At 72.3% G+C, this 22,299-nt stretch carries 21 protein-coding genes; 9 read left to right on the top strand and 12 right to left on the bottom strand.

Annotated features, from left to right (window positions below):
• Nucleotides 1–27: 27 nt before the first annotated feature.
• On the top strand, nucleotides 28–372 hold the full coding sequence (locus tag FH610_RS30580) for a DUF3817 domain-containing protein (RefSeq protein ID WP_240809292.1): 345 nt from the start codon (nucleotides 28–30) through the stop codon (nucleotides 370–372).
• 82 nt (nucleotides 373–454) lie between these two features.
• Here the strand turns inward: FH610_RS30580 and FH610_RS30575 are convergent, their stop codons facing one another.
• Nucleotides 455–649 (bottom strand): hypothetical protein, encoded by a 195-nt coding sequence (locus FH610_RS30575; RefSeq protein WP_139578541.1) that lies wholly within the window; start codon nucleotides 647–649, stop codon nucleotides 455–457.
• Between the two features lie 276 nt (nucleotides 650–925).
• Entirely contained in the window at nucleotides 926–1,519 is a 594-nt protein-coding gene (locus tag FH610_RS30570; RefSeq protein WP_240809291.1) for a hemerythrin domain-containing protein, read from the bottom strand.
• A 199-nt stretch (nucleotides 1,520–1,718) separates the two neighbouring features.
• On the opposite strand from FH610_RS30570, the gene FH610_RS30565 reads away from it, so the two are divergent.
• The 3 genes from FH610_RS30565 to FH610_RS30545 are packed head-to-tail and all read left to right on the top strand — an operon-like array spanning nucleotide 1,719 to nucleotide 7,613.
• Complete coding sequence (locus FH610_RS30565; protein WP_139578540.1) at nucleotides 1,719–2,408, top strand: response regulator transcription factor; 690 nt, start codon at nucleotides 1,719–1,721, stop codon at nucleotides 2,406–2,408.
• 24 nt (nucleotides 2,409–2,432) lie between these two features.
• A complete protein-coding gene (locus FH610_RS45865) occupies nucleotides 2,433–6,044 on the top strand; it encodes a DUF4153 domain-containing protein (RefSeq protein WP_240809290.1) in 3,612 nt (1,203 codons plus the stop codon).
• 12 nt (nucleotides 6,045–6,056) lie between these two features.
• Nucleotides 6,057–7,613: an N-acyl-D-amino-acid deacylase family protein gene (locus FH610_RS30545; protein WP_139578537.1), complete on the top strand. Its 1,557-nt coding sequence runs from the start codon at nucleotides 6,057–6,059 to the stop codon at nucleotides 7,611–7,613.
• A 59-nt stretch (nucleotides 7,614–7,672) separates the two neighbouring features.
• Here FH610_RS30545 and FH610_RS30540 read toward each other — a convergent pair whose 3' ends face one another.
• Nucleotides 7,673–8,353 carry a response regulator gene (locus FH610_RS30540; RefSeq protein ID WP_139578536.1) on the bottom strand — a complete coding sequence of 227 codons (681 nt, stop codon included), beginning with the start codon at nucleotides 8,351–8,353 and terminating at the stop codon, nucleotides 7,673–7,675.
• A gap of 4 nt (nucleotides 8,354–8,357) precedes the next feature.
• Entirely contained in the window at nucleotides 8,358–9,491 is a 1,134-nt protein-coding gene (locus FH610_RS30535) for a sensor histidine kinase (RefSeq protein ID WP_139578534.1), read from the bottom strand.
• A gap of 229 nt (nucleotides 9,492–9,720) precedes the next feature.
• On the opposite strand from FH610_RS30535, the gene FH610_RS30530 reads away from it, so the two are divergent.
• Complete coding sequence (locus tag FH610_RS30530; RefSeq protein ID WP_139578528.1) at nucleotides 9,721–11,223, top strand: nitrilase-related carbon-nitrogen hydrolase; 1,503 nt, start codon at nucleotides 9,721–9,723, stop codon at nucleotides 11,221–11,223.
• 82 nt (nucleotides 11,224–11,305) lie between these two features.
• On the opposite strand, the gene FH610_RS30525 is transcribed toward FH610_RS30530, so the two are convergent.
• Both FH610_RS30525 and FH610_RS30520 read right to left on the bottom strand, forming a co-directional pair.
• Nucleotides 11,306–12,172 carry an alpha/beta fold hydrolase gene (locus FH610_RS30525; RefSeq protein WP_139578524.1) on the bottom strand — a complete coding sequence of 289 codons (867 nt, stop codon included), beginning with the start codon at nucleotides 12,170–12,172 and terminating at the stop codon, nucleotides 11,306–11,308.
• Nucleotides 12,173–12,289: 117 nt separating this feature from the next.
• Nucleotides 12,290–12,979 (bottom strand): tetratricopeptide repeat protein, encoded by a 690-nt coding sequence (locus tag FH610_RS30520; protein WP_139578520.1) that lies wholly within the window; start codon nucleotides 12,977–12,979, stop codon nucleotides 12,290–12,292.
• 107 nt (nucleotides 12,980–13,086) lie between these two features.
• Here FH610_RS30520 and FH610_RS30515 point away from each other — a divergent pair, with 107 nt between their 5' ends.
• Genes FH610_RS30515 through FH610_RS30505 form a run of 3 tightly spaced genes read left to right on the top strand, consistent with a single transcriptional unit; the run spans nucleotide 13,087 to nucleotide 15,945 of the window.
• On the top strand, nucleotides 13,087–14,346 hold the full coding sequence (locus FH610_RS30515) for a type III PLP-dependent enzyme domain-containing protein (protein WP_240809289.1): 1,260 nt from the start codon (nucleotides 13,087–13,089) through the stop codon (nucleotides 14,344–14,346).
• A gap of 13 nt (nucleotides 14,347–14,359) precedes the next feature.
• Nucleotides 14,360–14,746: a Rid family detoxifying hydrolase gene (locus tag FH610_RS30510; RefSeq protein ID WP_139578518.1), complete on the top strand. Its 387-nt coding sequence runs from the start codon at nucleotides 14,360–14,362 to the stop codon at nucleotides 14,744–14,746.
• Nucleotides 14,747–14,748: 2 nt separating this feature from the next.
• On the top strand, nucleotides 14,749–15,945 hold the full coding sequence (locus tag FH610_RS30505) for a hypothetical protein (RefSeq protein ID WP_139578514.1): 1,197 nt from the start codon (nucleotides 14,749–14,751) through the stop codon (nucleotides 15,943–15,945).
• Between the two features lie 239 nt (nucleotides 15,946–16,184).
• Here FH610_RS30505 and FH610_RS30500 read toward each other — a convergent pair whose 3' ends face one another.
• Complete coding sequence (locus FH610_RS30500) at nucleotides 16,185–16,817, bottom strand: Abi family protein (protein ID WP_139578509.1); 633 nt, start codon at nucleotides 16,815–16,817, stop codon at nucleotides 16,185–16,187.
• Nucleotides 16,818–16,962: 145 nt separating this feature from the next.
• Nucleotides 16,963–17,601, bottom strand: a complete 639-nt coding sequence (locus tag FH610_RS30495) for a TetR/AcrR family transcriptional regulator (RefSeq protein WP_139578503.1) — start codon at nucleotides 17,599–17,601, stop codon at nucleotides 16,963–16,965.
• A gap of 36 nt (nucleotides 17,602–17,637) precedes the next feature.
• On the opposite strand from FH610_RS30495, the gene FH610_RS30490 reads away from it, so the two are divergent.
• Complete coding sequence (locus FH610_RS30490) at nucleotides 17,638–17,976, top strand: rhodanese-like domain-containing protein (RefSeq protein WP_139578497.1); 339 nt, start codon at nucleotides 17,638–17,640, stop codon at nucleotides 17,974–17,976.
• A 13-nt stretch (nucleotides 17,977–17,989) separates the two neighbouring features.
• Here the strand turns inward: FH610_RS30490 and FH610_RS30485 are convergent, their stop codons facing one another.
• Genes FH610_RS30485 through FH610_RS30470 form a run of 4 tightly spaced genes read right to left on the bottom strand, consistent with a single transcriptional unit; the run spans nucleotide 17,990 to nucleotide 22,279 of the window.
• Complete coding sequence (locus tag FH610_RS30485; RefSeq protein WP_139578493.1) at nucleotides 17,990–18,985, bottom strand: LacI family DNA-binding transcriptional regulator; 996 nt, start codon at nucleotides 18,983–18,985, stop codon at nucleotides 17,990–17,992.
• Nucleotides 18,986–20,386 carry a GH1 family beta-glucosidase gene (locus FH610_RS30480; protein WP_240809288.1) on the bottom strand — a complete coding sequence of 467 codons (1,401 nt, stop codon included), beginning with the start codon at nucleotides 20,384–20,386 and terminating at the stop codon, nucleotides 18,986–18,988.
• Between the two features lie 11 nt (nucleotides 20,387–20,397).
• Nucleotides 20,398–21,237, bottom strand: a complete 840-nt coding sequence (locus FH610_RS30475; protein ID WP_139578487.1) for a carbohydrate ABC transporter permease — start codon at nucleotides 21,235–21,237, stop codon at nucleotides 20,398–20,400.
• A complete protein-coding gene (locus FH610_RS30470) occupies nucleotides 21,230–22,279 on the bottom strand; it encodes a carbohydrate ABC transporter permease (RefSeq protein ID WP_139578481.1) in 1,050 nt (349 codons plus the stop codon). Before FH610_RS30470 ends, FH610_RS30475 begins: the two co-directional genes overlap by 8 nt.
• Nucleotides 22,280–22,299 lie beyond the last annotated feature (20 nt).

Raw genomic sequence — 22,299 nt, 5'->3', positions numbered from 1 at the left:
ACCGCCGGGTGGCACGGATATCGTGTGGTGACCGTTTCCCCAGCAGAGGTGAAGATCGACGTGGAATCCGCGCTCAACTTCTATCGCGTCATGGCGTACATCGTCGGCGTGATGCTGCTCGTGCTGTGTGCCGCGATGGTCGTCAAGTACGGCTTCGACAGCGGCACGATGGTCGCGGTCGTCGGGCCGATCCACGGCTTCCTGTACATGGTCTACCTGGTGGCCGCGATCAACCTGGGCCTGATCAAGGCCCGCTGGTCGGTGGGCTACCTGCTGCTGGTGCTCATCGCGGGCACGATCCCGTTCCTGTCCTTCATCCTGGAGCGGAACGTCACCGAGCGGGTCCGCAGGAGGATCGCCACCGCTTCCTGAGCGAATTCCTGAGCGAAGCGGAACGGCCGGGCGCCGCGACGGCCGCCCGGCCGGTGTTCCTTCGTCGGGTCTTCGCGGGGCTTCAGCCGCCGATCTGGCGGCGGCGGATGCGCCGCAGCCGCGCCCGCTGCGACTCGTCGAGCATGAAGTAGGCGACGATCGGCGCCCCCAGCGCGCCGATCGCGATCAGCCAGGCCAGGAGCGTCGGCACCGGAAGGATGAAGACCAGCACGGCCACCACCGCCGCGCCCACGTAGTACTTGCCCAGTGGCGACATCGTCAGGCCTTTCGTGTCGGGTCCCGCGCGGGACGTCGTCCCGCGTCGCCTGGGAGAACGTCCGAAGTCCCGGCGGAGTTCCGCGAGCGCCCGGGGGGAGACGCCCGGTCCCGGCCCGGCGCTCTTCCGCGCCGTGGCGCCGCGGCGCCCGGGAGACGGGTGACCGTCTCCGCCCGGCTCCGCGACGCCGCGCACGCTCCCCGGTCTCCGGCATGGGCCGCGCTCCCGATGTCGACGGGACGATCTCCGTTCCCGTACGGCGGCCCGCCCGGAGACTCAGCCTTCGCCGGACTCCGACTTGCCCATCGCCTTGCGGATCAGGTCGCGGGCGCGATCCATGATCGCGACCGGCGTCCCCACCAGGATGTTCGCCGTCGCCGATTCGACCCCGGGGTGCGGGTGCGTGGGAGCCATCGCCTCGGCTGCCTTGACGCCCACGGCCATCGCCCGGCGCTCGCCCTCGGACGTGCTCGCCTTGAGCTCGGAGAACTCGTAGCGCTCCTCGGCGGCGGCGTGGGCGAACACGGCGGCCCGCAGTCTCTCCAGCTCCTGGGAGAACTCCGGCGTGGTCACGTCCATGTCGTCGAGGCGGCTGAGCATCTCCTTCGCCTCTTCCTCCTCCTGGAGGCGGTTGTCAACGATCGTGTCGCCGCCGACCAGCTTGCGCCGCGCGTAGGGGTGGACGATCTCCTCCTCCGCCGTCTCGTGGACGGCGAGCAGGCGGACAAGGCGGCTGAAGGCCTCCCTGCGCTGCTCCCCCTGGCATCTGTCGACCTCGTCGAACAGGTCCCGGATGAGAACGTGCTGCTGCGTCAGGAGATCGATCACGTCGTTCTCCCGCATGGTCTCCGGCCTTGACTGGCGGTCCATTAGCGCCTCCTTTCTGGTCATATCGGGGCTACCCGCAACCGGGGAGCGAAACCCCTGACCTGCGATTTCGGCTCACGGGGGCGGTGTCACGGCCCGCGGTCCCGACGCGCCCGGCGCGGGCGGCCGGCGTTCACCGATGCACGGGATCTGCACATTTCCGGACGACGGCTCTGCACAGAGGGCATCTACGCTTCCCTCCATGGCTACCCCTCAGCAACGTCGCGTCCTCGTGGTCGAGGACGACGACACCATCGCGAACGCCGTACGGCTCCGGCTCGTGGCGGAGGGCTTCGACGTACGTGTCGAGAGCGACGGCGAGGGGGCGCTCGCGGCCTACGCGAAGGCGGAGCCCGACGTCGTCGTCCTCGACCGGCTGCTGCCCGGCCTGGACGGGCTCGAGGTGTGCCGCAGGATGCAGGCCGCCCGGCCGGTGCCGGTGCTGATGCTCACCGCGCTGGGCGAGGAGACGGATGTGCTGGTCGGCCTGGGCGTGGGGGCCGACGACTACATCACCAAGCCGTTCAGCATGCGGGAGCTCGTCGCGAGGATCCACGCGCTGCTGCGGCGGGTGGAGCGGGCCAGTCTGCTGGCCCACGAGGACACGGTGATCCGGGTCGGCGACGTGGAGATCGACACGGCCGAGCGCCGCGTGTTCGTCCGCGGGGCCGAGGCCCAGCTCACCCGGACCGAGTTCGACCTGCTGCGGCGTCTCGCCGAGCGGCCCGGCCAGGTCTTCGAGCGCGAACGGCTGCTGTCGGACATCTGGGGCTTCTCCGAGGCCGCCGCGACCCGGACCGTGGACAGCCACGTCCGCGCGCTGCGCCGCAAGCTCGGCCCGGAGGTCGTCCGCACCGTCCATGGCGTGGGATACGCGCTCGTCCGCCCGTGACGCTTCATTAAGGAGAGCCAGGCGTTGAGGCCGCTCGACTTCCTCGGCCGGATCAAGGTCAAGCTCGGCATCGTGATCGTGCTCGCCGTGGTCGCGGCGTTCGTCGTCAACGAGGTCGGCATCAACGGCGGCCTGTCCCGGGACCTCAGGATCGCGATCGCCGTCGTGCTCGCGCTGATCATGGTGCAGCTCCTCGCCCGCGGCATGACCCGCCCGCTGCGCGAGATGGCCGCCGCCGCGCAGACGATCGCCAAGGGCCGCTATGGCCTGCGCGTGAGCGCGACGTCCCGGGACGAGGTGGGGGAACTGGCGCGGGCCTTCAACGCCATGGCGGCCGACCTCGCCGAGGTCGATCGCCAACGGCGCGAACTCGTGGCCAACGTCAGCCACGAGCTGCGCACGCCGATCACCGGCCTGCAGGCGGTGCTGGAGAACATCGTGGACGGCGTCACGCCGCCCGACCTCGACACCCTGGGCACGGCCCTCGCCCAGACGCAGCGGCTCGGCCGCCTGGTGGCCCAGCTTCTCGACCTGTCGCGGCTCGACTCGGGGGCGCGGCTGATCGAGCGGGAGGAGCTGGACCTGGCGTCGTTGTGCCGCCAGGCCGTCTCAGAGGCGGCTCTCGCACGTGACGACGTCACGGTGGCGAGCGCGGTCACGCCGGGGACGGTGCTGTCCGCCGACGCGGCCCTGCTCGCCCAGGTGCTGGCCAACCTGCTCGACAACGCCGTACGGCACAGCCCGCCCGGCGGGACGGTCCGGGTGGAGGCGCGGCAGGCCGGGCCGAACCTGGAGATCAGCGTGACCGACGACGGCCCCGGCATCCCGGCGGCGGAGCGGGCCCGGGTGTTCGAACGCTTCTCGCGGCTCGACGCCGGACGGGCCGCCGACGCGGGCGGGGCCGGGCTCGGGCTCGCCATCGCCAAGGAGATCGTCGAGTTGCACGGCGGATCGATCGCGGTGTCGGACCCGGTCCCGGCCGCGATTTCCGCCGCGTTCACTGCCGCGAGACGGGCCGCAGGGGGAGGCCGGAGGACGGCCCCGGGGTGCCGGATGGTCGTCGTGCTGCCGCGTCACGGGGAGGCCGCGGCCGGGGAGAGCGTGGACGGACCCGTCCACGCCGGAAGGGGAGACATGGACGTCTGGAAAGCGGGCGCGGGCCGCACCGCCGGTCGGCCCGGCGGGAAGGAATCAGCCGGGGACGACGGCGCCGACCTGGGCAAAGGCGCCATCGTCGCGGCCGAGGGGCCGGGGGAGACCGGTGCCGCGGTCGATCGGGCAGGCGGGGGCGCGGAGCGGCACGCACACGGCACGCGGGACGAGGACGCCCGGCCGTCTGGGACCCCGGACGGCGGCGAGCGACCGGAGGACAGCCAGGGGGACAGACCGGAGCCCCTCGAACCGGAGCCCCTCAGATCGGAGCCCCTCAGATCGGAGCCCTTCAGGTCGGAGCCTCTCAGGTCGGAGCCCTTTCACGAGGGCTGGGCTCCGTCCCCGCGGACCGAGAGCGCGGAGACGGCTGCCTCCCACCTCGGTGACCACGGTGGCTCTCCGGACGGCACCGGTGCCGTCGGCGACGGCGAGGACCGGATGGAGTCCCGGCGGCCCGACCCGGTCCACGCACGAGCCGACCAGACGTACGCGGCCGCGCCGGCCGACGATGCCGGCCCGCGGATGCCCGCGCCACACATGCCCGCGTCACACATGCCCGCGCCATACCCTGGCTACGACCGTGCCGGGCACCTGGCGCGGACGGCGCTGGGCGCGGGCCTCGGCATGTTCGCCGGATTCCTCACCGGGCTGGTCGTCTCGGTCATCCTCGGCTTGGGCGTCATGACGCTGCTGCTGTTCACCGTCGCCGGCACGATCGCGGGAGTGGTGCGCGGCTCGTCATCGGCCCAGCGAGCCGCGGCGGCGGCGGGCGTGCCGCCGTCGCCCTGGCACGTCCCCGTGCCGACGCCCGTGCCGACGCCCGCGCCGGTCGCTCGTATAGGCTCCGCCGAGGCCGCCGCCCAGGGCGTGGGCGACTCCCCGCCGCCCGCGGTGCTCACCGCCCCGGCATCCGCGGAGCAGCGGCCGGTCTCCCCGCCGCCGCCCGTGACCGGCCCGCAGGGGCCGGGGCGATACCCGCCGCCGCCCGCGTACGTTCCGCCGCCGCTGTTCCCGCGGCCGGAGCTGCCGGACGCGCCCCGGTGGCTGCTGCCGGCCGCCGCGGCGGCCGGCCTGGTCGCCGCCGTCGCCCTGCCGTACGCGTCGCCCGGGCTGGGATTCGCGCTGACGGCGGTCGCGATGGGGGCGGCGGCGTTCCCGGCGGTGCTGCCGCTCCGGCGTGGCCGGATCACGCCGTGGACGGTGGCCTTCGGCCTCCTGGCGTACGCGCTGGTCTCCGTGGCGCTCTTCCGCGACGCCGACTGGCTGGTCGGGCCGGTGCTGCTGGCCGCGTTCGGAGTCGGGTCCCTCGCGGTGTCGGGCGGCGGACGAGGCTGGCTCGCGGTGATCAGGGGAGGGGTCTCGGTCGCGTTCGCGGTGCTGCCGTTGCCGTGGTTCCTGGCCGGGCCGCTCCGGACCCTGACGCGGCGGCGGCGGATGCTGCCCACGCTGGTCAGCGCCGTCGTGACCGTCGTCCTGCTGGCCGTCTTCGGCCTGCTGTTCTCCTCCGCCGACGCCGTCTTCTCGGCCTTCCTCAGCGACCTGCTGCGGACGCCGGAATGGGCACAGAGCCTGCCATACCGGGTCTTCGTGTTCTGCGTGTTCGCGGCGGCGGCCGGGGCGGCGGTGCTGGTGGGCCTGCGGCCGGTGGCCGAGCCCGCCGCGCCCGACCTGCGGATGTCCCTCGGCCGCCAGGTGTGGGTGATCCCGCTGCTCGGGCTGAACCTGCTGTTCGCGGCGTTCGTGACCGTGCAGATCACGGTGTTGTTCGGCGGCAGCCGCAGGGTGCTGACGACGGCGGGCCTCACCTACGCGCAGTACGCGAGGTCGGGCTTCTTCGAACTCGTCACGGTCAGCCTCTTCGTGCTCGGCATCGTGGCCGGCGCGGTCGCCCTGCTGCGCCGCGAGAGCCGGGCCGACCGCTGGCTGCTCGCCGTGCTGCTCGGCCTGCTGTGCGCGTTCACGCTGGTCATCCTCGCCTCGGCGCTGCACCGGCTCGGCCTCTACACCGACGCGTACGGCCTGTCGCGGCTGCGGGCCTCGGTGGAGGCGACGATCTGGTGGCTCGGCGCGGTGTTCGTGCTGGTCCTGGCGGCGGGAGCGGTTCGCCTGTCCGGCGGCGGCACGTCCTGGTTCTTCCGCACGCTCGTGCTGCTCACCGGGGTTTCGCTGCTGGCGTTCGCGGTGTGGGACCCCGACGCGCGGGTGGCCGAGACCCAGCTGACGGTCCGGGGTGTGGAGCGGCTCGACCACGGCTACCTGAGCGAGCTGGGCGCGGAGGCCGTGCCGATCCTCGACCGCCTGCCCGAGCCGGACCGCAGCTGCGTGCTGAGCGACGTGGTGGCGGTCAACGACCTGTCCACGCCGGACCCCTGGAACGGCTGGAACCTCGCCAGGGCCCGCGCCCGGGAGGTGCTGGAGCGGCGGCCCGTCGTGCGGCCCGACGACTGCCCCGGCTCGTCGCGTGTGCCCGGTCCGGACGACTGATCTAATCGAGACGTGACCTTCGATGTGCTGATCACCGGTGGCCGCGTCGTGGACGGCACCGGAGCCCCCGCGTTCCGCGCCGACGTCGGCGTGCGCGGGGGCCGGGTCGAGGCGGTGGGCCGCCTCGGCGCGGCCGAGGCGGCGGTGCGGATCGACGCGGCGGGGAAACTCGTGCTGCCGGGCCTGGTCGACTGCCACGCGCACGGCGATGCGGCCGTGTTCGACCCTCTCGTGCAGCACGCCGCGCTGCGGCAGGGGGTCACGACGTTCGTGCTGGGGCAGGACGGGCTGTCGTTCGCGCCGGCCGTCTCCCCGGCCGCCTTCGCCTACGCGAGCCGCTACTTCGCGGCGGTCAACGGCCCGCACCCGCACGTGGACGGGCCGGTGAGCGTCGCCGACCTGCTCGCCGGATACGACGGCAGGGCCGCGCTCAACACCGTCTACCTGCTGCCGCACGCGACGATCCGGTTCGACGCGATGGGCCCCGCGGAACGCGCCGCGGACGGGGACGAGCTGCGCGCCATGCTGCGCGCGGTTGAGAGGGGCCTGGCCGAAGGGGCGGCCGGACTGTCGTCGGGCCTGGAGTACGCCCCCGGCCGGTACGCCGACGCCGCCGAACTGGCGGCGTTGTGCGCGCCGCTGGGCGGCCTGCCGTACGTGACCCACATGCGTGCCTACGGCGCGTCCGCGTCGGTGGGGATGACGGAGGTCGTGGAGATCGCCCGGCGATCCGGCGCGGCCGTGCACGTCTCGCACCTCCACGGCCCGGCGTCCATCCTGCTGCCGCTGGTCGAGGACGCCCGGCGGCAGGACGTCGACCTGACCTTCGACACCTATCCCTACCTGCGCGCCAGCACGATCCTGGCGATGGTGACGCTGCCGCCGTGGGTGCCCGCCGCCGACCCCGACCGCGCCGTGGCGATGCTGTCCTCCGAGCTGTCCTCAGAACGCGAGCGCCTCGCCGGGGAGTGGGCCGGACGCGACGACCTGTGGCCGCGGATCACCCTCTCGCACGCCCCCGGGTTCGAGTGGGCCGAGGGGATGACCCTGCCCGCCGCCGCGGCCGAGTACGGCGTCACCCCCGCGGAGTTCTGCCGGGTGCTGCTGGTGAAGACCCGGCTCCAGGCGGGCTGCGTGCGGGCCCGCCCCGACGAGGGTCCGGCGGGGGAGGAGTCGGTGCGCGCCGTCATGCGCGACCCCGGCCACACCGGCGGCTCCGACGGCATCTACGTGGGCGGCCATCCGCACCCGCGCGGCTTCGGCGCGTTCGCCCGCTACCTGGGCCGGCACGTACGCGAACTCGGCGACCTCACCTGGGAACAGGCCGCCGTGCACCTGGCCTCACATCCGGCGCGCCGCTTCCGGCTGCCCGACCGCAGCCTCGTACGGCGCGGCCAGGTCGCGGACCTGGTCGTCGTCGACCCGGCCACGGTGGCCGACACGGCGACCTACGAGAAGCCCCGATCGCTCGCCGTGGGCGTGGACGACGTGCTCGTCGGCGGCGTGCCGGTGCTGCGCGGCGGCGAACTCACCGGCGCCACCCCCGGACGCGCGCTGCGCCCCGCCTGAAGGCCCGCACCCTGCCAGCCCCCTGCCCGCCCCACTGCCGCTGCCTGGGCATCGACTCATCATCGTCGATCGGTGCAGGACATGTCCTGGTCGCCGGCGACGACCAGGCCGGATTCGTACGCGAAGACGACGGCCTGGGCGCGGTCGCGCAGGTCCAGTTTCGTCAGCAGGTTGCTCACGTGACTTTTGACCGTGTGCTCGGTGACCACCAGCTCCGCGGCGATCTCGGCGTTGGACCGGCCGCGTGCGAGCAGCCGCAGCGTATCCATCTCCCGGTCGGTCAGCTCACCGAGTCGCTGCCGCAGCCGGGGCCGGGCGCGTCCACGCCCGACGAACTCGGCGATCAGGCGCTGGGTGATCGCGGGGGCCAGCAGTGACTCCCCCTTGGCGACCAGGCGGACGGCGCGTACGAGGTCGTCCCGCCGTACGTCCTTGAGCAGGAAGCCGCTGGCCCCGGCGCGCAGGGCGTCGTAGACGTACTCGTCGACGTCGTACATCGTCAGGACCAGCACCTTCGCGTCGGTCCTGCGGCACACCTGTGCGGTGGCCTCGACGCCGTCCACGCCGGGCATCCGGATGTCCATGAGCACCACGTCCGGCTCCAGTTCGACCGCCTTGGTGACGGCCTCGGCGCCGTCGGACGCCTCGCCGACCACGGTGATGTCGTCATGGGCGTTGAGGATCATCGCGAAGCCGCCGCGGAACAGGTCCTGGTCGTCGGCGACGAGTACGCGCAGCATGCCGTCAGCCGATCGGCAGGGTCGCGATGACGGTGAGACCCGGGTTCCCCGGCCGGACGGCAAACCGGCCGCCGCACGCCGTGACCCGCTCCCGCATGCCGATCATGCCGTGTCCTTCCCGTAGCTCCCGTCCGCCCCGGCCGTCGTCGGCGACCTCGACGTCCAGGGTGTCACCGGACCAGCGGAGCCCCACGCGGACGGTGCTCGCTCCAGCATGCCGGATCGTGTTGGTCAGCGCCTCCTGGATGATCCGGTACGCGGCGATGTCCACGTCGGAGGGAAGGCGCCGCGGCTCGCCACGCACGTCGGCGGAGACGTCCAGGCCCGCCCGGCGGGCGTTGTCCAACAGGCCGGACAGGGCGTCGAGCCCGGGCTGCGGCCCCCGGGCCGGAGCCGGACCACCGGGCGCCTCGCTTCCGCGCAGCGCGCCGAGGATCAGGCGGAGCTGGCCGATCGCGTCCCGCCCAGCCGCCGCGATCGCCTCGAAGACCGCCTCGGCCTTGTCCGGGTGATCGCGCACCACCAGCGGGCCGGTCTCCGCCTGGATCACCATGAGGCCGACCGAGTGGGTCACGATGTCGTGCATGTCGCGGGCGATCCGGGTGCGTTCGCGTGCGACCGCGGCGGCGCGTTCCTCGCGGATGCGGGCTTCGCGCTCCCGTTCGGCGTCCCGGCCGGCCCTCCGGGCCCGTGCGCCGGCGCCCACGGCGTACGCGGCGACGATCGCGGTGAGGAGGTAACGGTAGGTCTCCAGATTCTCGTGCGGGACGACGAGCGACACGGCCACGCCGGCGACGAGACCCGCGATGCCCCCGGCGCGCCGCACCCGGGAGAGATCCGCCGCCGCGAACGTGTAGGTGCACACCAGCACGCCGTATGGCAGCAGCAGCACCAGAGCCCCGGAGTGGGGCAGCGACTTCGCCGCGATCGCCAGGAGCGTCGTGGCGCAACCCACGACCGCCCCGACGGGGAGGATGGCGCGGCGCCGCCACAGCACGGGCACCGACATCAGGGCGGCGAGCGCCACGGCCCACCACGGCTGCCGGTGTGGAACGAGGACGGGCGTCACCGTCATCACGGTGACGACGACGGCGATCGCGACGTCGGCCCTTGATGGACTGAGGATGCTCGCCCGCATGACCGGCTCCGGGGTGTCAGAGGGAACCCGGCAAGACTATGCGGGCGGCGCCCGCCGTCGCCTCCACCGCTCGGCTGATGGCCGTCTCACTCCTTCGAGTGAAACCCGGTGCCACGACTCTCCGAGAGGTCCCGGTCCCTGCGAGCGACACCCGGATCGCTCCCGCCGGTGATGTGTGTCAGGGCCGGATGCCTGGAGGGTCGAGGCGGCTGGAGAAGGAGGCTGCACGATGAACTCACCGATTCGGCGTCTGGCCGTGGCGCTCGCCGCCATGGCGCTGTCGGCGACGCTGTTCCATTTCGGCACCGGGCTCACACCGGTGCCCTGGCTCACCTGGCTCGCACCGCTGCCGGTGCTCGTCCTCGCTCACCATGCCGGCGCCCGCGCCGCGTTTCTCGCGGCGTCGGCCGCGTGGCTCGGCGGTGAGACGACGATGTGGGGCTACTTCCTTGACACGGTGCGGATCCCGCCGCCGATGGTCGTGTCGATGATCGTCGGGTCGGCCCTGCTGTTCGGGCTGGTCGTCCTGTTGTCACGGGCCCTGATGCTGAGGGGACGTCCGCTGGCGGCCGCCGCGGTCGTGCCGGCGGCCTGGGCCGCCGTCGAGTACGCGGTCTCGGTGCTGTCGCCGAACGGGGCATGGTGGAGCCTGGCCTACACCCAGGCCGACGTCCTTCCGGTCCTGCAGACCGCCTCGGTCACCGGGCCGTGGGGAATCACCTTCCTGGTCCTCGGGGTTCCCGCGGCCACCGCCGTGCTCTTGGCACCGCGGGCGGCCGGGCGGCTGCGGGTGGCGGTCGCCGCCGCGACCATCCTGGCCCTGGCAGTGGGGTACGGCGCCTGGCGGCTGCGCGCGCCGTACGGTGAGGGCTCGGAGAAGGTGGCGCTGCTCGCCACCGACCGGGACGGCTGGGTCCCGGTCGCCTCGGCGGAGGGACGTGACCTCCTCGGGCGGTACACGGCGCGGATCCCGGGCCTCGCCGCACGCGGCGCGCGGGTCGTGGTCATGCCGGAGAAGGTCTTCATCGCCGACGACGCGACGCTGCCCGTCCTGGCGGCACCGCTGGCGCGGCTCGCCGCCGACCACCACGTCGACATCATCGTCGGGCTGATCCTCAAGCGGTCCGGCAGCCTCCGCAACGCGGCTGTCGACTTCCCCGCCGACGGGAGCCGGCCGGTCGAGTACTTCAAGCACCACCTCATCCCCGGACTGGAAAGCGACTTCCAACCCGGGAACCGCAAGGCCTTCGTGCCCGGTTCGGGCGCCCGCTGGGGGATCGCGATCTGTTTCGACCTGGACCTGCCCGGCCTGGTGCGCGACTACCGCAGGAGCGGCGCCACGGCGATCTTCGTGCCCGCCTGGGACTTCGACCGGGACCGCTGGCTGCACGGCAGGATGGCGGTCACCCGGGGCGTCGAGACCGGGCTCACCGTGGCGCGCGCGGCGCGGGACGGCGACCTGGTCGTGAGCGACGCCAACGGCCGGATCCGGACCGAGGCGCACAGCGCGGACGCGCCGTTCGTGACCGCCCTCACCACGCTGCCCACCCGCTCGGCCGACACGCTCTACACCAGGTTCGGCGACTGGTTCGCCTGGGCCTGCGCGCTCCTGCTGTTGCTCGCACTCGCATCCACGGCCCGCACCCGGGGTGCGGCCGGCGCCCGGCGTGCGCCGGCCGCAGACGCCGCCGCGCCGGGCCGCGGCGCCATCAGGGCCGCCGGCCGTAGATGACGGAGCGGTGTCCGTACGGGCATGCGTTCGCGGGCGGGCGAGGCGGTGCAGGCGGCGGTCAGCACGGCCGATCGCCTCCGGCCTACTCGGCCAGGACCTGGCGCAGCGTGACGGCGAAGTTGTCCGGGTCACCCGGCGTGCCGAACGTGTCGTCGAGGAACCCGCCGTGGTTGCTGGGGAAGATCACGGGCTTGGTGCCGAGCCGCTCGGCGACCGCCTCGCCCGCGCGGCGGGCCAGCTGCCCCTCCGACTCGACGCCGACGCCGACGACGATGCGGGTCGGGGCCGCGCGGAGCGCCTCGAAGTCGGGCTCGAAGTGTGTGCAGGTCATGAGGTTCTGCTCGAACATCACGTCGCCACGCGCACCGTCGTCCTCCGCCGGCAGCCCGAACTCGGCCGGGCTCCGCATGGGCTGATCGGCGAAGTCCGCCGGGATCTCGCCCTGGTGGCCGACGACCGCGATGAACTTCACCATCGCCGGGCCGAAACCCTCCCGGTCGTACGTCCGCCGGATATCGGCGACGGCGGCCAGCGCCCGCTCCCGGTCCGGCAGCACCTGGGCGGCGGGCGGCTCGTGCGCCACGAGCGTGCGCACCTGCTCGGGATGGCGGGCGACGAGCGCGAGCCCGTTGACCGCGCCTCCGCTGCTGGCGAAGATGTCCACCGGCCCGCCTCCGAGCGCGTCGATCAGGCGGTGCAGGTCGTCGGCGTGCAGGTCGGGGGTCGACTCGGTGGTGCCGTCGGTCCGCGTGCTCCGGTCGCTTCCGCGCGGGTCGTAGGTGACCACCGTGCGGTCCTGGAAGTGCCGCGCGAGGGCGGCGAACCCGGCGGCGCCCATCGGCGATCCCATCAGCAGCAGGATCGGCTCGGTGGTTCCCTCGGCCTCGCGCACGTCGTAGTGGAGAACGCAGCCGGGCACCTCGAGGGTGTGGGTCTTGGGCTCGGTCATGGGGTCGCTCCTCTTCGACGCGTGTGAGGCACCCCACCCTATCTCGAACGTGTCATCGAATTCTGGCCGGCTCGCGGAACCGGCGTGGTGATGCGACGCGCTGCCGTCCGAGCGTGGTCACATGGCCGCACGCGCCTGTTCCACCTGCCGCGCGATGCCCAGGGCCCCGCTCGCCTCGGCGAGGGCGGCCGCCTCGTCGAGCAGCCGCAGGGCGTCGTCCCGCCGGCCCTCGGCGGCGGCGATGTAAGCCAGCCCGACCAGGTTGGCCGCGACACCCGGATCGAAACCGAGCTCCCGGCGCAGCCGGACCGATTCCTCCAGCCGTTCCCGCGCCGCCTCCAGCCGTCCGGCCTTGTGCTCGGCGATGCCCAGGTGCCTGAGCGCGTAGGACATCGTCAGCCTGTCGCCGGCCCTCGCGGCGAGTTCGTACGACCGCCGCAGCGCTGGCCCGGCCGCCTCGTCGTCGTGTCGGACGACCTGGTGGAAACAGCCGATCCAGAAGAGCGCCTCGCCCTCGCCGCGTCCGTCGCCGAGCCGCCGATAGAGATCGGCGGCCCGCTCGAACAGCTCGAGCTCGCGGGGGTCCTCCTCACGGTGTTCGAGGAACCGCGCGTGGACGACCCGGCCGCGGGCCAGCGCGAGAGCGGCCTCGACCGCGCCGATGTCCCGTCCCGTTCCCGCCGTGGCCAGGTCGGCCTCCACCGCGTCCAGCTCCCGGTCGGCCTCGGCGAGAGCCGAGGCGTCGCCGCCGAAGACCGCCCGCTCGTAGAGAGCCCCGGCCCGTTCGAGTCGTAAGTCGCCGCTCATCCCGATCCCATCGTGATCACCGCGCTGCGAGGTCGCGAGTCTACCTCCGAGGCGGTGGTCCAGTACGATCCACGAGGTGATCTGAACCGGGACGACGAGGGGGCGGCGTGGGTTTCGCGGACGTCTCCCCACAGGACAGCGCGGAGCGTCCGCCGACGTGGCCGCGGGGACTCCCGGACATCGTCGTCGACGCGCGCACGCGCGGTTTCCTGCGGCCGGGCGAGCCGATCGGCGGACGGGAGTTCGCCGAGGCCCGGCACTCCCTGTTCGACGGCGCGTTCACCTGGCCGGTGATGACGGCGAGGCGCTCGGCCCTCGACCACAACATCGCGACGCTGGCGCGCTTCGCCGACCGGCACGGGCTGGCCTTCGCGCCGCACGCCAAGACCACGATGTCGCCGCAGCTCGTGCGGGCCCAGCTCGACGCCGGGGCATGGGGGATCACCGCCGCCACACCGGGTCAGGTGCTCGTCCACCGCTCCTTCGGCGTCCCCCGCGTGCTGCTGGCCAACGAGATCTTCGACCGCGGCGCGCTGCGCTGGCTGGCCGGCGAGATCGGGCGCTTCGACTTCCTCTGCTACGTCGACTCGGTCGAGGGCGTGCGCGTGCTCGACGAGATGGCCGGCGACGTGCCGTTCCGCGTGCTGGTCGAGCTGGGCCACCCGGGTGGCCGGACCGGCTGCCGCGGCCAGGACGAGCTGCTGGCGGTGGCCCGCGCGGCGCGGGAGGCCCGGGGAACCGAGCCGGCCGGGGTCGCCGGATACGAGGGGACCCACCACGAGGCCGCCGAGGTGCGCGGGTTCCTGCGCGACCTGGCCCGCGCGGCCCGGACGCTCGCTCCGGAGGTGGCCGGCCCCATGGTGGTCTCCGCAGGGGGCAGCTCGTGGTTCGACCTGGTGGCCGAGGAGCTCGCGCCGCTGACCGGGGAGCTGGGCGCCACCGTGGTGCTGCGCAGCGGCGCCTACATCGCCCACGACGACGGCTACTACCGGGAGCGCACGCCGTACAACCGGCTGGAGGGCGAGCTGCGGCCGGCACTGGAGGTCTGGGCCCAGGTCCTGTCCGCGCCTGAGCCCGGTCTCGTGCTGGTCGGCATGGGCAAGCGGGACGTTCCCCATGACATCCACCTGCCGTTTCCCAGGGCCGTACGGCGCGGTGGCCGGGGTCCGGCCGAGCCGCTGACCGGGGTGACCGTCGTCAAGGTGCAGGACCAGCACGCCTATCTCGACGGCGACGCCGGGCTGCGCCCGGGAGACCTGGTGTCGTTCGGGCTGTCCCATCCGTGTACGGCCTTCGACAAATGGCGCGTCATCCCCGTGGTGGACGACGACGACATCGTGATTGATTTGATCAATACGTGTTTCTGATGGAGCGGTGACAATGGCTGGCAAGCAGGAGATCCGTACGACCGCCGGGGCCCCGCCGATCGGCGCGTACTCCCAGGGGCTCGTGGTGGGCGACTTCCTCTACACCTCCGGCATGGGGCCGCTCGACCCCGAGACCGGCGAGGTCGTGGGCGACGACGTGGCCGCCCAGACGCACCGGACCATGCGCAACCTCGGGGCGGTGCTGGAGGCTCGCGGCCTGACGTTCGACGACGTGGTGAAGGCGACGGTCCACCTGCAGAACCTCAAGGAGGACTTCGCCGCGTTCAACGAGGCCTACCAGTCCTACTTCACCCGGCCCTACCCGGTGCGCACCACCGTGGGCTCGGATCTCATGGACATCCTCGTCGAGATCGACTTCGTGGCGTACGCGGGCCGCTGACGATGGACAGCGCCCTGTACGTCTTCGTCGAGGACCTGCGCGCCGAGGGTGTGCGGGGGCTGCTCGACCGGGCCTCGGCGTACGGCGTGCGAGGCGTCGCGGTGGCCGCGGCCTACCACCAGGCCAGGGACGTGACCCCGCACGGCGCGTCGCGGCTGACGCTGCGTCGCGACGGCGTCCACTTCCCGCCTCCGGACGACCTGTTCGACGGGCTGCGCCTGACCCCGCCCGTGCAGCCGGGAGCGCAGGACCGGCCGATCGACGAGCTCCGCCGCGCCTGCGCGGACCGGGGGATGCGGCTGCACGGCTGGACCGTGTTCCTGAACAACGCCACCCTCGGCCTGGCTCACCCCGACGTGACGGTGGAGAACTGCTTCGGCGACCACGGCTCCCCGTCCGACCTGTGCCCCTCGCATCCCGACGTGCGGGCGTACGCGGTGGCGCTGGCCCGGGCCGTCGCCAGGCAGGGGGTGGACACGGTCGTCGCGGAGTCGCTGCACTTCGGGGCCTTCGCGTACGAGCGGTGCTTCGTGGCGCTCGGCCCGATGGACGCCTTCCTGTTCGGCCTGTGCTTCTGCGCCCACTGCATGCGCCGGGCCGCCGACCTCGGGGTGAACGCCGAGGTGGCCAGGCAGGAGTGCGCCAGGATCGTCGGGGGCGTGCTCGACGGCGATCCTCCAGCGGAGGGCGAGGTCACGCGGGCGGCCCTGACGGCCTACGCCGGCCCGGAGACGGTGGCGTACGCGAGGGCCCGCTCCGAGAGCGTCACGTCGCTGGTGGGGGAGGTCGCGGCGGCGGTGACGGCCGAAGGCGCGCGGCTGACGTTCATGGACGCGACGGGCGCGGTCAAGGGCTACGCCCACGGGCTGCCCTCTGCCGGCCTGGCCGCGCACGACTCCTGGCAGCTCGGGATCGACCTGGTGGCGCTCGGCGACCTGGTTCCGTCGTTCGCGGTCCTCGGGTACGCCAGGGACCCCGCCCGGGTGGCCGACGACGTCGCGGCCTACCGCCGCTCGGTGGGCAAGAACCCGGAGCTCAGGGTCGTGCTGCGCCCGGGCGGCCCGGACACCGACTCCGCCGACCGGCTGGCCGCCAAGGTGCGCGCTGCCCGCACAGCCGGGGCCGGGGCCGCCGACTTCTACGCGTACGGCCTGGTGTCCTTCGAGGCGCTCGGCCGCATCACCGAGGCGCTCGCCTGAAGCCTGGATCGAGGTGTTCGACGGGCCGGTCACCCGTCCGCCGGCCCTGACGGCGCCGGGGACGCCACGTCATCTTCGCTCAGGCTTTGCCACCTCCGCCCGGCGGCGGCCCGAGGGCCATAGACCGATGGGGCACCAATGTCCACGGAGACGGCGATGGTTCGCCTGGGGAAGTCTGCAGAGGCGGCCAGCGGTATATAGGTCGAATCGAGCGATGACGCCTGGCTTTCGGGGCGGGGTTACGGTCGGCGGGCGAGAACGCCGGGTACGCGGCTGTAGCGGTCGACCCAGTCGGCGAGGTCGGCGTCGATGTAGCCGAGGCACTGCAGGATGGTGTGGTGATCGGCCTGCAGGTGGCGGTGGTAGATCGGGCAGTGGTGAGCGATTTTGTTGCGCAGCACGCGTAGGTGGTCGAGATTGCGGTGCAGTTCCCTGCGCCCGCCTCGGTAGCCGGGGAAGGCGCGGTGCAGGGCCGTACGCCACAGGCGTTGGTCGTAGTTGTTGCCGGGGCCGAGCAGGGAGGCCCAGAAGCCGAAGGGCAGTTCGTTCTCAATCTGGTCGGGGGTGGCCGTACTGCCTTGCCTGCGCAGTTGATCACGGGCCTCACTGATCTTACGCTCGGCGCCGAAATGCAGGTCCGCATCCTCCCACCAGTCGGCCCGCTCGAACAGCCTCACCAATTCACGGCTGAGTACGCTGCGCAGCGCGACCTCCAGGTACTGCAGTGGGCCGTAGAACGCCGCGCAGATCTCCGTGTTCCAGCAGTGCAGGCGCAGCGCGGCCATGGTCTGTCCGTCGCACCGTGCCTGGTACTCGGCGATACGAGCGACCGACAGCACCTCCCGCAGCCGTATGGCCTCGGCCTCTTCCATTTCGCGCTCGTGCCCCCTGTGCTACTGTCGGTGACATAAGCCCCGGTGTTGCCTCTGCTACGGTACGCAGCCGGGGCACAGCTTTATGTGAGCAAGGGTGCCACAGGCGCCTTGTCACACGGGTCATCTCCGAGCAGGCCGCCGCTTACGGCCGGTCGGCGATCAGGGCGTCCGCGAGGACGGCCAGACCTGCGGCGACCCGTGCGGCGTCGCACTCCCGCAGCACGGCGGTGACGTGCTCGGCGGCCAGCGGGGCGAGCAGCGCGTGGGCGAGGTAGTCGGCGTCGGCGCCGGGGCGTGCCTCGGCCAGCAGGATCGACAGGTGGCGGTGCCAGAAGCGATAGGAGCCGATCCGATATCGGGCTCCGGGGCTCGCGGTCTCGGAGACGCGCAGCAGGTCGAGGTGCGCGAAGAGGTAGTCGGCGTAGGCCGCGACGAACGCCCGCACCCGATCGCCCGGTAAGGCGCCGGGTCCCAGCGGCGGTGGCCCGGACAGGATCCGCTCCTGCAGTTCCCGTTCCTTGTCGTCGAGCAGGGCCGCCACGAGCCCCGACTTGTCTCCGAACCGGCGGAAGAGCGTGCCCTTGCCCACCCCGGCCGCCGCCGCCACCGCGTCCATCGAGACGGCTTCGACACCGTGCTCCCGGAACAGCTTCGCCGCCGCCTCCAGCACCCGTCGCCGATTACGCGCGGCGTCCGCACGTTCACGGGGCGGGTCCGCCAGCAGGGAGGCGAGCTCTCTTGACGATCCGGACTGCGGTCCGGTAAGTTCCGAGCTGTTCACACAAACGGACTGTAGTCCAGTTAATTGGAGGACGCAATGACCGCTCTCATCAGCAGGGACGAGCTCAAGGCCGCCATCGACGCCGGCACCGTCACCGTCGTCGACGCGCTGGGCGGCGACTACTACGCGCAGCAGCACCTTCCGGGAGCGATCCCGCTGACGGAGGCCGAGGTGGCCGAGCGGGCCGCCGAACTGCTGCCGGACAAGAACGCCGCGATCGTCACCTACTGCTCGAATCCCTCCTGCCCCAACAGTCAGGCCGTGGCCAACCGCCTGACCGCGCTCGGATACACCGACGTGCGCAAGTATCGGGAGGGCATCCAGGACTGGGTCGAGGCCGGCCTGCCGGTCGAGTCGCTGACCACGGCGTCCTGATCGTTCCGGCCGCTCAGGCGGAGCCCCGGACGACGAGCTCGGTGGGGAGGATCACCGGGTCGGCCGGGCCGTCCTTGAACAGGCCCAGCAGCAGCCGGACCATCGCGGCGGCCTGCTCGATGATCGGGTGCCTGATCGTGGTCAGCGGGGGCTCGGTGTAGCGGGCCGCCTCGATGTCGTCGAACCCGACGACCGCCACGTCGTCCGGCACCCGGCGGCCCGCCTGGCGCAGGGTCTGCAGCGCCCCGATGGCCATGAGGTCGTTGGCGACGAAGACGGCGTCCAGGTCCGGGTCGTCCTGCAGCAGGTGGCGCATGGCGACGGCGCCGGACTCGCGGGTGAAGTCCCCGACGGCGACGATCGAACGCCGGTCGGACTCGCTCAGCGCCTCGCGGTAGCCCTTGAGCCGGTCCTGGCCGCCGATCATGTCCTGTGGCCCGGCGATCGTGGCGATGCGCCGCCGTCCGCTGTCCAGCAGGTGGCGCACCGCCTTCTTCGCACCGCCCACGTTGTCGTTGTCCACGTACGGCAGGAGCACCGGCACGGCCGGCCTGCCGTACGAGACGACGGGGACGCCCATCCGCGCGATGGCGGAGGGCAGCGGGTCGGCGCCGTGCATCGAGATCAGCATGACCCCGTCGACGTGGCCGCTGGCGATGTAGCGCTCGATCCTCGCGTGGCTCTGGGCCGAGCCGCCGAGCATGAGCACGACCTGCTTGTCGGCGGCCTCGAGTTCCAGGCTGGCCGAGCGGATGACCGTGGAGAACATCGGGTCCTCCGAGAAGACCCTGGTCGGCGGCTCCGACACGACCAGCGCGATCGAGTCGGTCCGCTGGGTGACGAGGCTGCGCGCCGCCGAGTTGGGAACGTATCCCAGCTCGTCCACGGCGCGCATCACGGCATCCCTGATCTGCGGTGTCACCGTCATCTGCCCGTTGACGACCCGGGAGACGGTGGCGCGGGACACCCCTGCCCGCGCCGCAACCGCCTCCAGAGTGGGTCGCTTCATTCATTCCCCCATAAGCCCGTTGCGTTTGATGACGTCTCGATACCACAGCGCGCTGTCCTTGGGAACGCGTCGCTGGGTCTCGAAGTCGATGTACACGATGCCGAATCTCTTGTGGTAGCCGTAGGCCCACTCGAAATTGTCCAGGAGCGACCATACGAGATAACCCCTCAGGTCCGCACCGGCGGAGATCGCGGCGTGCGCCGCCCGCAGGTGGCCGTCGAGGTAGCCGATCCGGTCGTCGTCGTGCACTCTGTCCCTGGCGACGTCCCCGTCGACGCCATCGGTGAGGTGGTCGTCGAAGGCCGCGCCGTTCTCCGTGACGAGCAGCCCGACCTCGGGGTAGTCGCGCGACAGCCGTACGAGCAGGGTCTCCAGGCCGGACGGCTCGATGGGCCAGTCCATCGCGGTCGTCGGGCCGGTCGGCGGCTCGAACCGGATGCCCTCCGTGCCGGGGAAGGCGGGGTTGGCCGGCTCGCCGGGCGCGGCCGACACGAAGGACGGGTTGTAGTAGTTGATGCCGAGCAGGTCGATCGGCTGCTGGATGACGGCCAGGTCGCCGTCCCGGATGTGGTCGAGGCCGCCGTGGCGGGCGGCGATCTCCAGCACCTCCTCCGGGTAGCGGCCCCGCAGCGCCGGGTCGAGGAACTGCCGGTTCATCAGCGCGTCCACCCGTGCGGCCTCCTCGTGGCCGTCGTCCGTCTGGACGACCGGCGCGAGGTTGAGGGTGAGCGCGACCTCGGCGGCCCCGGCCGCGCGCAGGGCCCGCGCCGCCAGCCCGTGGCCGAGCAGCAGGTGGTGGGCGGCGCGGAAGGCGGCGGCCGGGTCGCGCCTGCCCGGGGCGTGGACGCCGGAGCAGTAGCCGAGGAAGGCGGCCACCCACGGCTCGTTCAGCGTCGTCCAGGTGCCGACGCGGTCGCCGAGCCGCTCGTGCACGACGGCCGCGAAGTCGGCGAAGCGCGCGGCGGTGTCGCGTACGGCCCAGCCGCCGGCGTCCTCCAGCGCCTGCGGCAGGTCCCAGTGGTACAGCGTCGGGTAGGGCGTGATGCCGTGGGCGAGCAGCTCGTCCACCAGCCGGTCGTAGAAGTCGAGGCCCGCGGCGTTGACCTGCCCCGCTCCGGTCGGCAGGATCCGTGGCCAGGCCACCGAGAACCGGTAGGCCGCCAGGCCGAGGCCGTCCATGAGCCGCACGTCCTCGGCGTAGCGGTGGTAGTGGTCGCAGGCGACGTCGCCGGTGTGGCCGTCGGCCACGTTGCCCGGGACCTTGGAGAACGTGTCCCAGATCGAGGCGCCCCTGCCGTCCTCGGCGGCGGCGCCCTCGATCTGGTAGGCCGCCGTGGCGGCGCCCCAGACGAAGCCGTCAGGGAAGACCATCTTCGACGATCCGGTCCCCCGAGAAGCCATGGTCGTCGCCGTCATCCCTTGACCGCCCCCTGCATGATGCCTCCGATGATCTGTTTGCCGAGCAGGACGAAGATGAGCACCAGCGGCAGGGTCGCCACCGCCGTGCCCGTGAGACCGAGCGTGAAGTCCCGCACGTAGCCGCTGGCGAGCTGCGACAGCGCGACCTGCACAGTGGGATTGTCCGGGGTGAGGACCACCAATGGCCAGAAGTAGTCGTTCCACGCCGTCATGAACGTGAGCATGCCGAGCACCGCCGCCGCCGGTCTGGCGGCCGGGATCACGACGTGCCAGAACAGCCGGGCCGTGCTGCACCCGTCGATCCGGCCCGCCTCCAGCAGCTCGGTCGGCAGCGCGCGGCTCAGGTACTGCGTCATGAAGAACACGCCGAACGCGTTGACCAGCGCCGGGACGATCACGGCGTACATCGTGCCGGTCCACTCCAGCTTGATCATCAGCATGTAGAGCGGGATGATGCCGAGCTGCGTCGGGACCATCATCGTCACGACGGTCATCAGCAGGAGCACGTTGCGCCCGCGGAAGCGCAGCTTGGCGAACGCGAAGCCGGCCAGGGTGGAGAGGAACATCACCGACACGGTGATCGTCCCGGCGACGACGAACGAGTTGAGCAGCGCCAGCGCGAACGGCGCGGTGTCGAAGACCCGCTGCACGTTGGCGAAGAAGTTGCCGCCGGGCAGCAGCGGCGGCGGCACCTCGGCCAGCGCCGCGTTGTCGTGCGAGGCGACGATCACGCTCCAGTAGACCGGGAACGCCGAGAAGAACGCCACCGCCACGAGGGTGAGATAGGTGAGCGGATGCCCGCGCAGCGCCTTGACCGACCGGGCTCTAGACATCGAGTCCTCCACGCATACGCCGTACGACGAGGTAGTTGAACGCCACGACCACGACCACGAGCAGGAACATCATCCACGCCGCCGCCGAGGCGTAGCCGAACTCGAAGCTGCGGAAGCCCTTCTCGTACAGGTAGAGGGCCAGGGTCTGGAACTGGCGGTCGGTGCCGCCCGTGGCCGCCGCGCCGTTGCTGACCTGCGCGCCGAACAGCAGCGGCTCGGCGATGATCTGCATCGATCCGATCGTGGTGACGATGACCGTGAAGATGACGGTCGGCCGGATCATCGGGAGCGTGATGCCCCACAGCTGCTTCAGGCTGGACGCGCCGTCGAGGGTCGCCGCCTCGTAGATCTCCCTGGGCACGGCCTGCATGGCGGCGAGGTAGATGAGCGCGTTGTAGCCGGTCCACCGCCACATGATCATGACGGCGATGGCGACGTGCGAGGTGGCCACGCCCGCCTGCCAGTTGATCCGACCGAATCCGAGCCAGTCGAGCACCATGTTGATCAGCCCGAAGTCGCGCCCGAAGAGCTGGCTGAAGATGACGACCACGGCCACGACGCTGGTCACGTTGGGCAGCAGGAGCGTGATGCGGAACAGCGTCTGCGCCCGCAGCGGCCGGTTCAGCAGGTGTGCCAGCACGAGCGCGAGCAGCAGCTGGGGCACCGCGGACAGGACGCCGATCGACAGCGTGTTGAACGCCGCGTTCCAGAAGTAGCCGTCGGCGAACAGGGCCTTGTAGTTGTCCAGGCCGATGAACGGGTTGTCGCTGCTCAGCAGGTTCCAGTCGTGCAGCGACACCCACGCCGTGTAGATGAGGGGGAAGACGCCGAAGGCCGCGAAGAGCAGGAAGAACGGCGCGACGTACGCGTACGGCGAGGCCTGCCGGTCCAGCCGGTGGAGGCGGGAGCGCCAGCCCGACGCCGCTCGCGGGTGTGCGGGGGTGCCCGTGCCCGAAGGGCCGCCAGGGGACGACTGTGCGGCCGGAGGGCCGCCGGGGGAGGGCGTCGCGGTCCGCAGGGACCCGCCCGGGGGTGATGCCATGGGAGATCCTCCTTCGGGCA

The organism is Microbispora catharanthi, from assembly GCF_006334915.2.
Classification (GTDB): Bacteria; Actinomycetota; Actinomycetes; order Streptosporangiales; family Streptosporangiaceae; genus Microbispora; species Microbispora catharanthi.
The sequence above is the reverse complement of the archived record's forward strand: the minus strand, read 5'-3'. Positions and strand labels throughout refer to the sequence as shown.

What these genes read in the sequence shown, in the direction of transcription:
- FH610_RS30480 (WP_240809288.1), bottom strand. Translation starts at nt 20,386, where the DNA reads ATGGCTTCTCGGGGGACCGGATCGTCGAAGATGGTCTTCCCTGACGGC.
- FH610_RS30575 (WP_139578541.1), bottom strand. Translation starts at nt 649, where the DNA reads ATGTCGCCACTGGGCAAGTACTACGTGGGCGCGGCGGTGGTGGCCGTG.
- FH610_RS30510 (WP_139578518.1), top strand. Translation starts at nt 14,360, where the DNA reads ATGGCTGGCAAGCAGGAGATCCGTACGACCGCCGGGGCCCCGCCGATC.
- FH610_RS30535 (WP_139578534.1), bottom strand. Translation starts at nt 9,491, where the DNA reads ATGCGGGCGAGCATCCTCAGTCCATCAAGGGCCGACGTCGCGATCGCC.
- FH610_RS30565 (WP_139578540.1), top strand. Translation starts at nt 1,719, where the DNA reads ATGGCTACCCCTCAGCAACGTCGCGTCCTCGTGGTCGAGGACGACGAC.
- FH610_RS30570 (WP_240809291.1), bottom strand. Translation starts at nt 1,519, where the DNA reads ATGGACCGCCAGTCAAGGCCGGAGACCATGCGGGAGAACGACGTGATC.
- FH610_RS30530 (WP_139578528.1), top strand. Translation starts at nt 9,721, where the DNA reads ATGAACTCACCGATTCGGCGTCTGGCCGTGGCGCTCGCCGCCATGGCG.
- FH610_RS30500 (WP_139578509.1), bottom strand. Translation starts at nt 16,817, where the DNA reads ATGGAAGAGGCCGAGGCCATACGGCTGCGGGAGGTGCTGTCGGTCGCT.
- FH610_RS30520 (WP_139578520.1), bottom strand. Translation starts at nt 12,979, where the DNA reads ATGAGCGGCGACTTACGACTCGAACGGGCCGGGGCTCTCTACGAGCGG.
- FH610_RS30475 (WP_139578487.1), bottom strand. Translation starts at nt 21,237, where the DNA reads ATGTCTAGAGCCCGGTCGGTCAAGGCGCTGCGCGGGCATCCGCTCACC.
- FH610_RS30505 (WP_139578514.1), top strand. Translation starts at nt 14,749, where the DNA reads ATGGACAGCGCCCTGTACGTCTTCGTCGAGGACCTGCGCGCCGAGGGT.
- FH610_RS30490 (WP_139578497.1), top strand. Translation starts at nt 17,638, where the DNA reads ATGACCGCTCTCATCAGCAGGGACGAGCTCAAGGCCGCCATCGACGCC.
- FH610_RS30485 (WP_139578493.1), bottom strand. Translation starts at nt 18,985, where the DNA reads ATGAAGCGACCCACTCTGGAGGCGGTTGCGGCGCGGGCAGGGGTGTCC.
- FH610_RS30470 (WP_139578481.1), bottom strand. Translation starts at nt 22,279, where the DNA reads ATGGCATCACCCCCGGGCGGGTCCCTGCGGACCGCGACGCCCTCCCCC.
- FH610_RS30540 (WP_139578536.1), bottom strand. Translation starts at nt 8,353, where the DNA reads ATGCTGCGCGTACTCGTCGCCGACGACCAGGACCTGTTCCGCGGCGGC.
- FH610_RS30525 (WP_139578524.1), bottom strand. Translation starts at nt 12,172, where the DNA reads ATGACCGAGCCCAAGACCCACACCCTCGAGGTGCCCGGCTGCGTTCTC.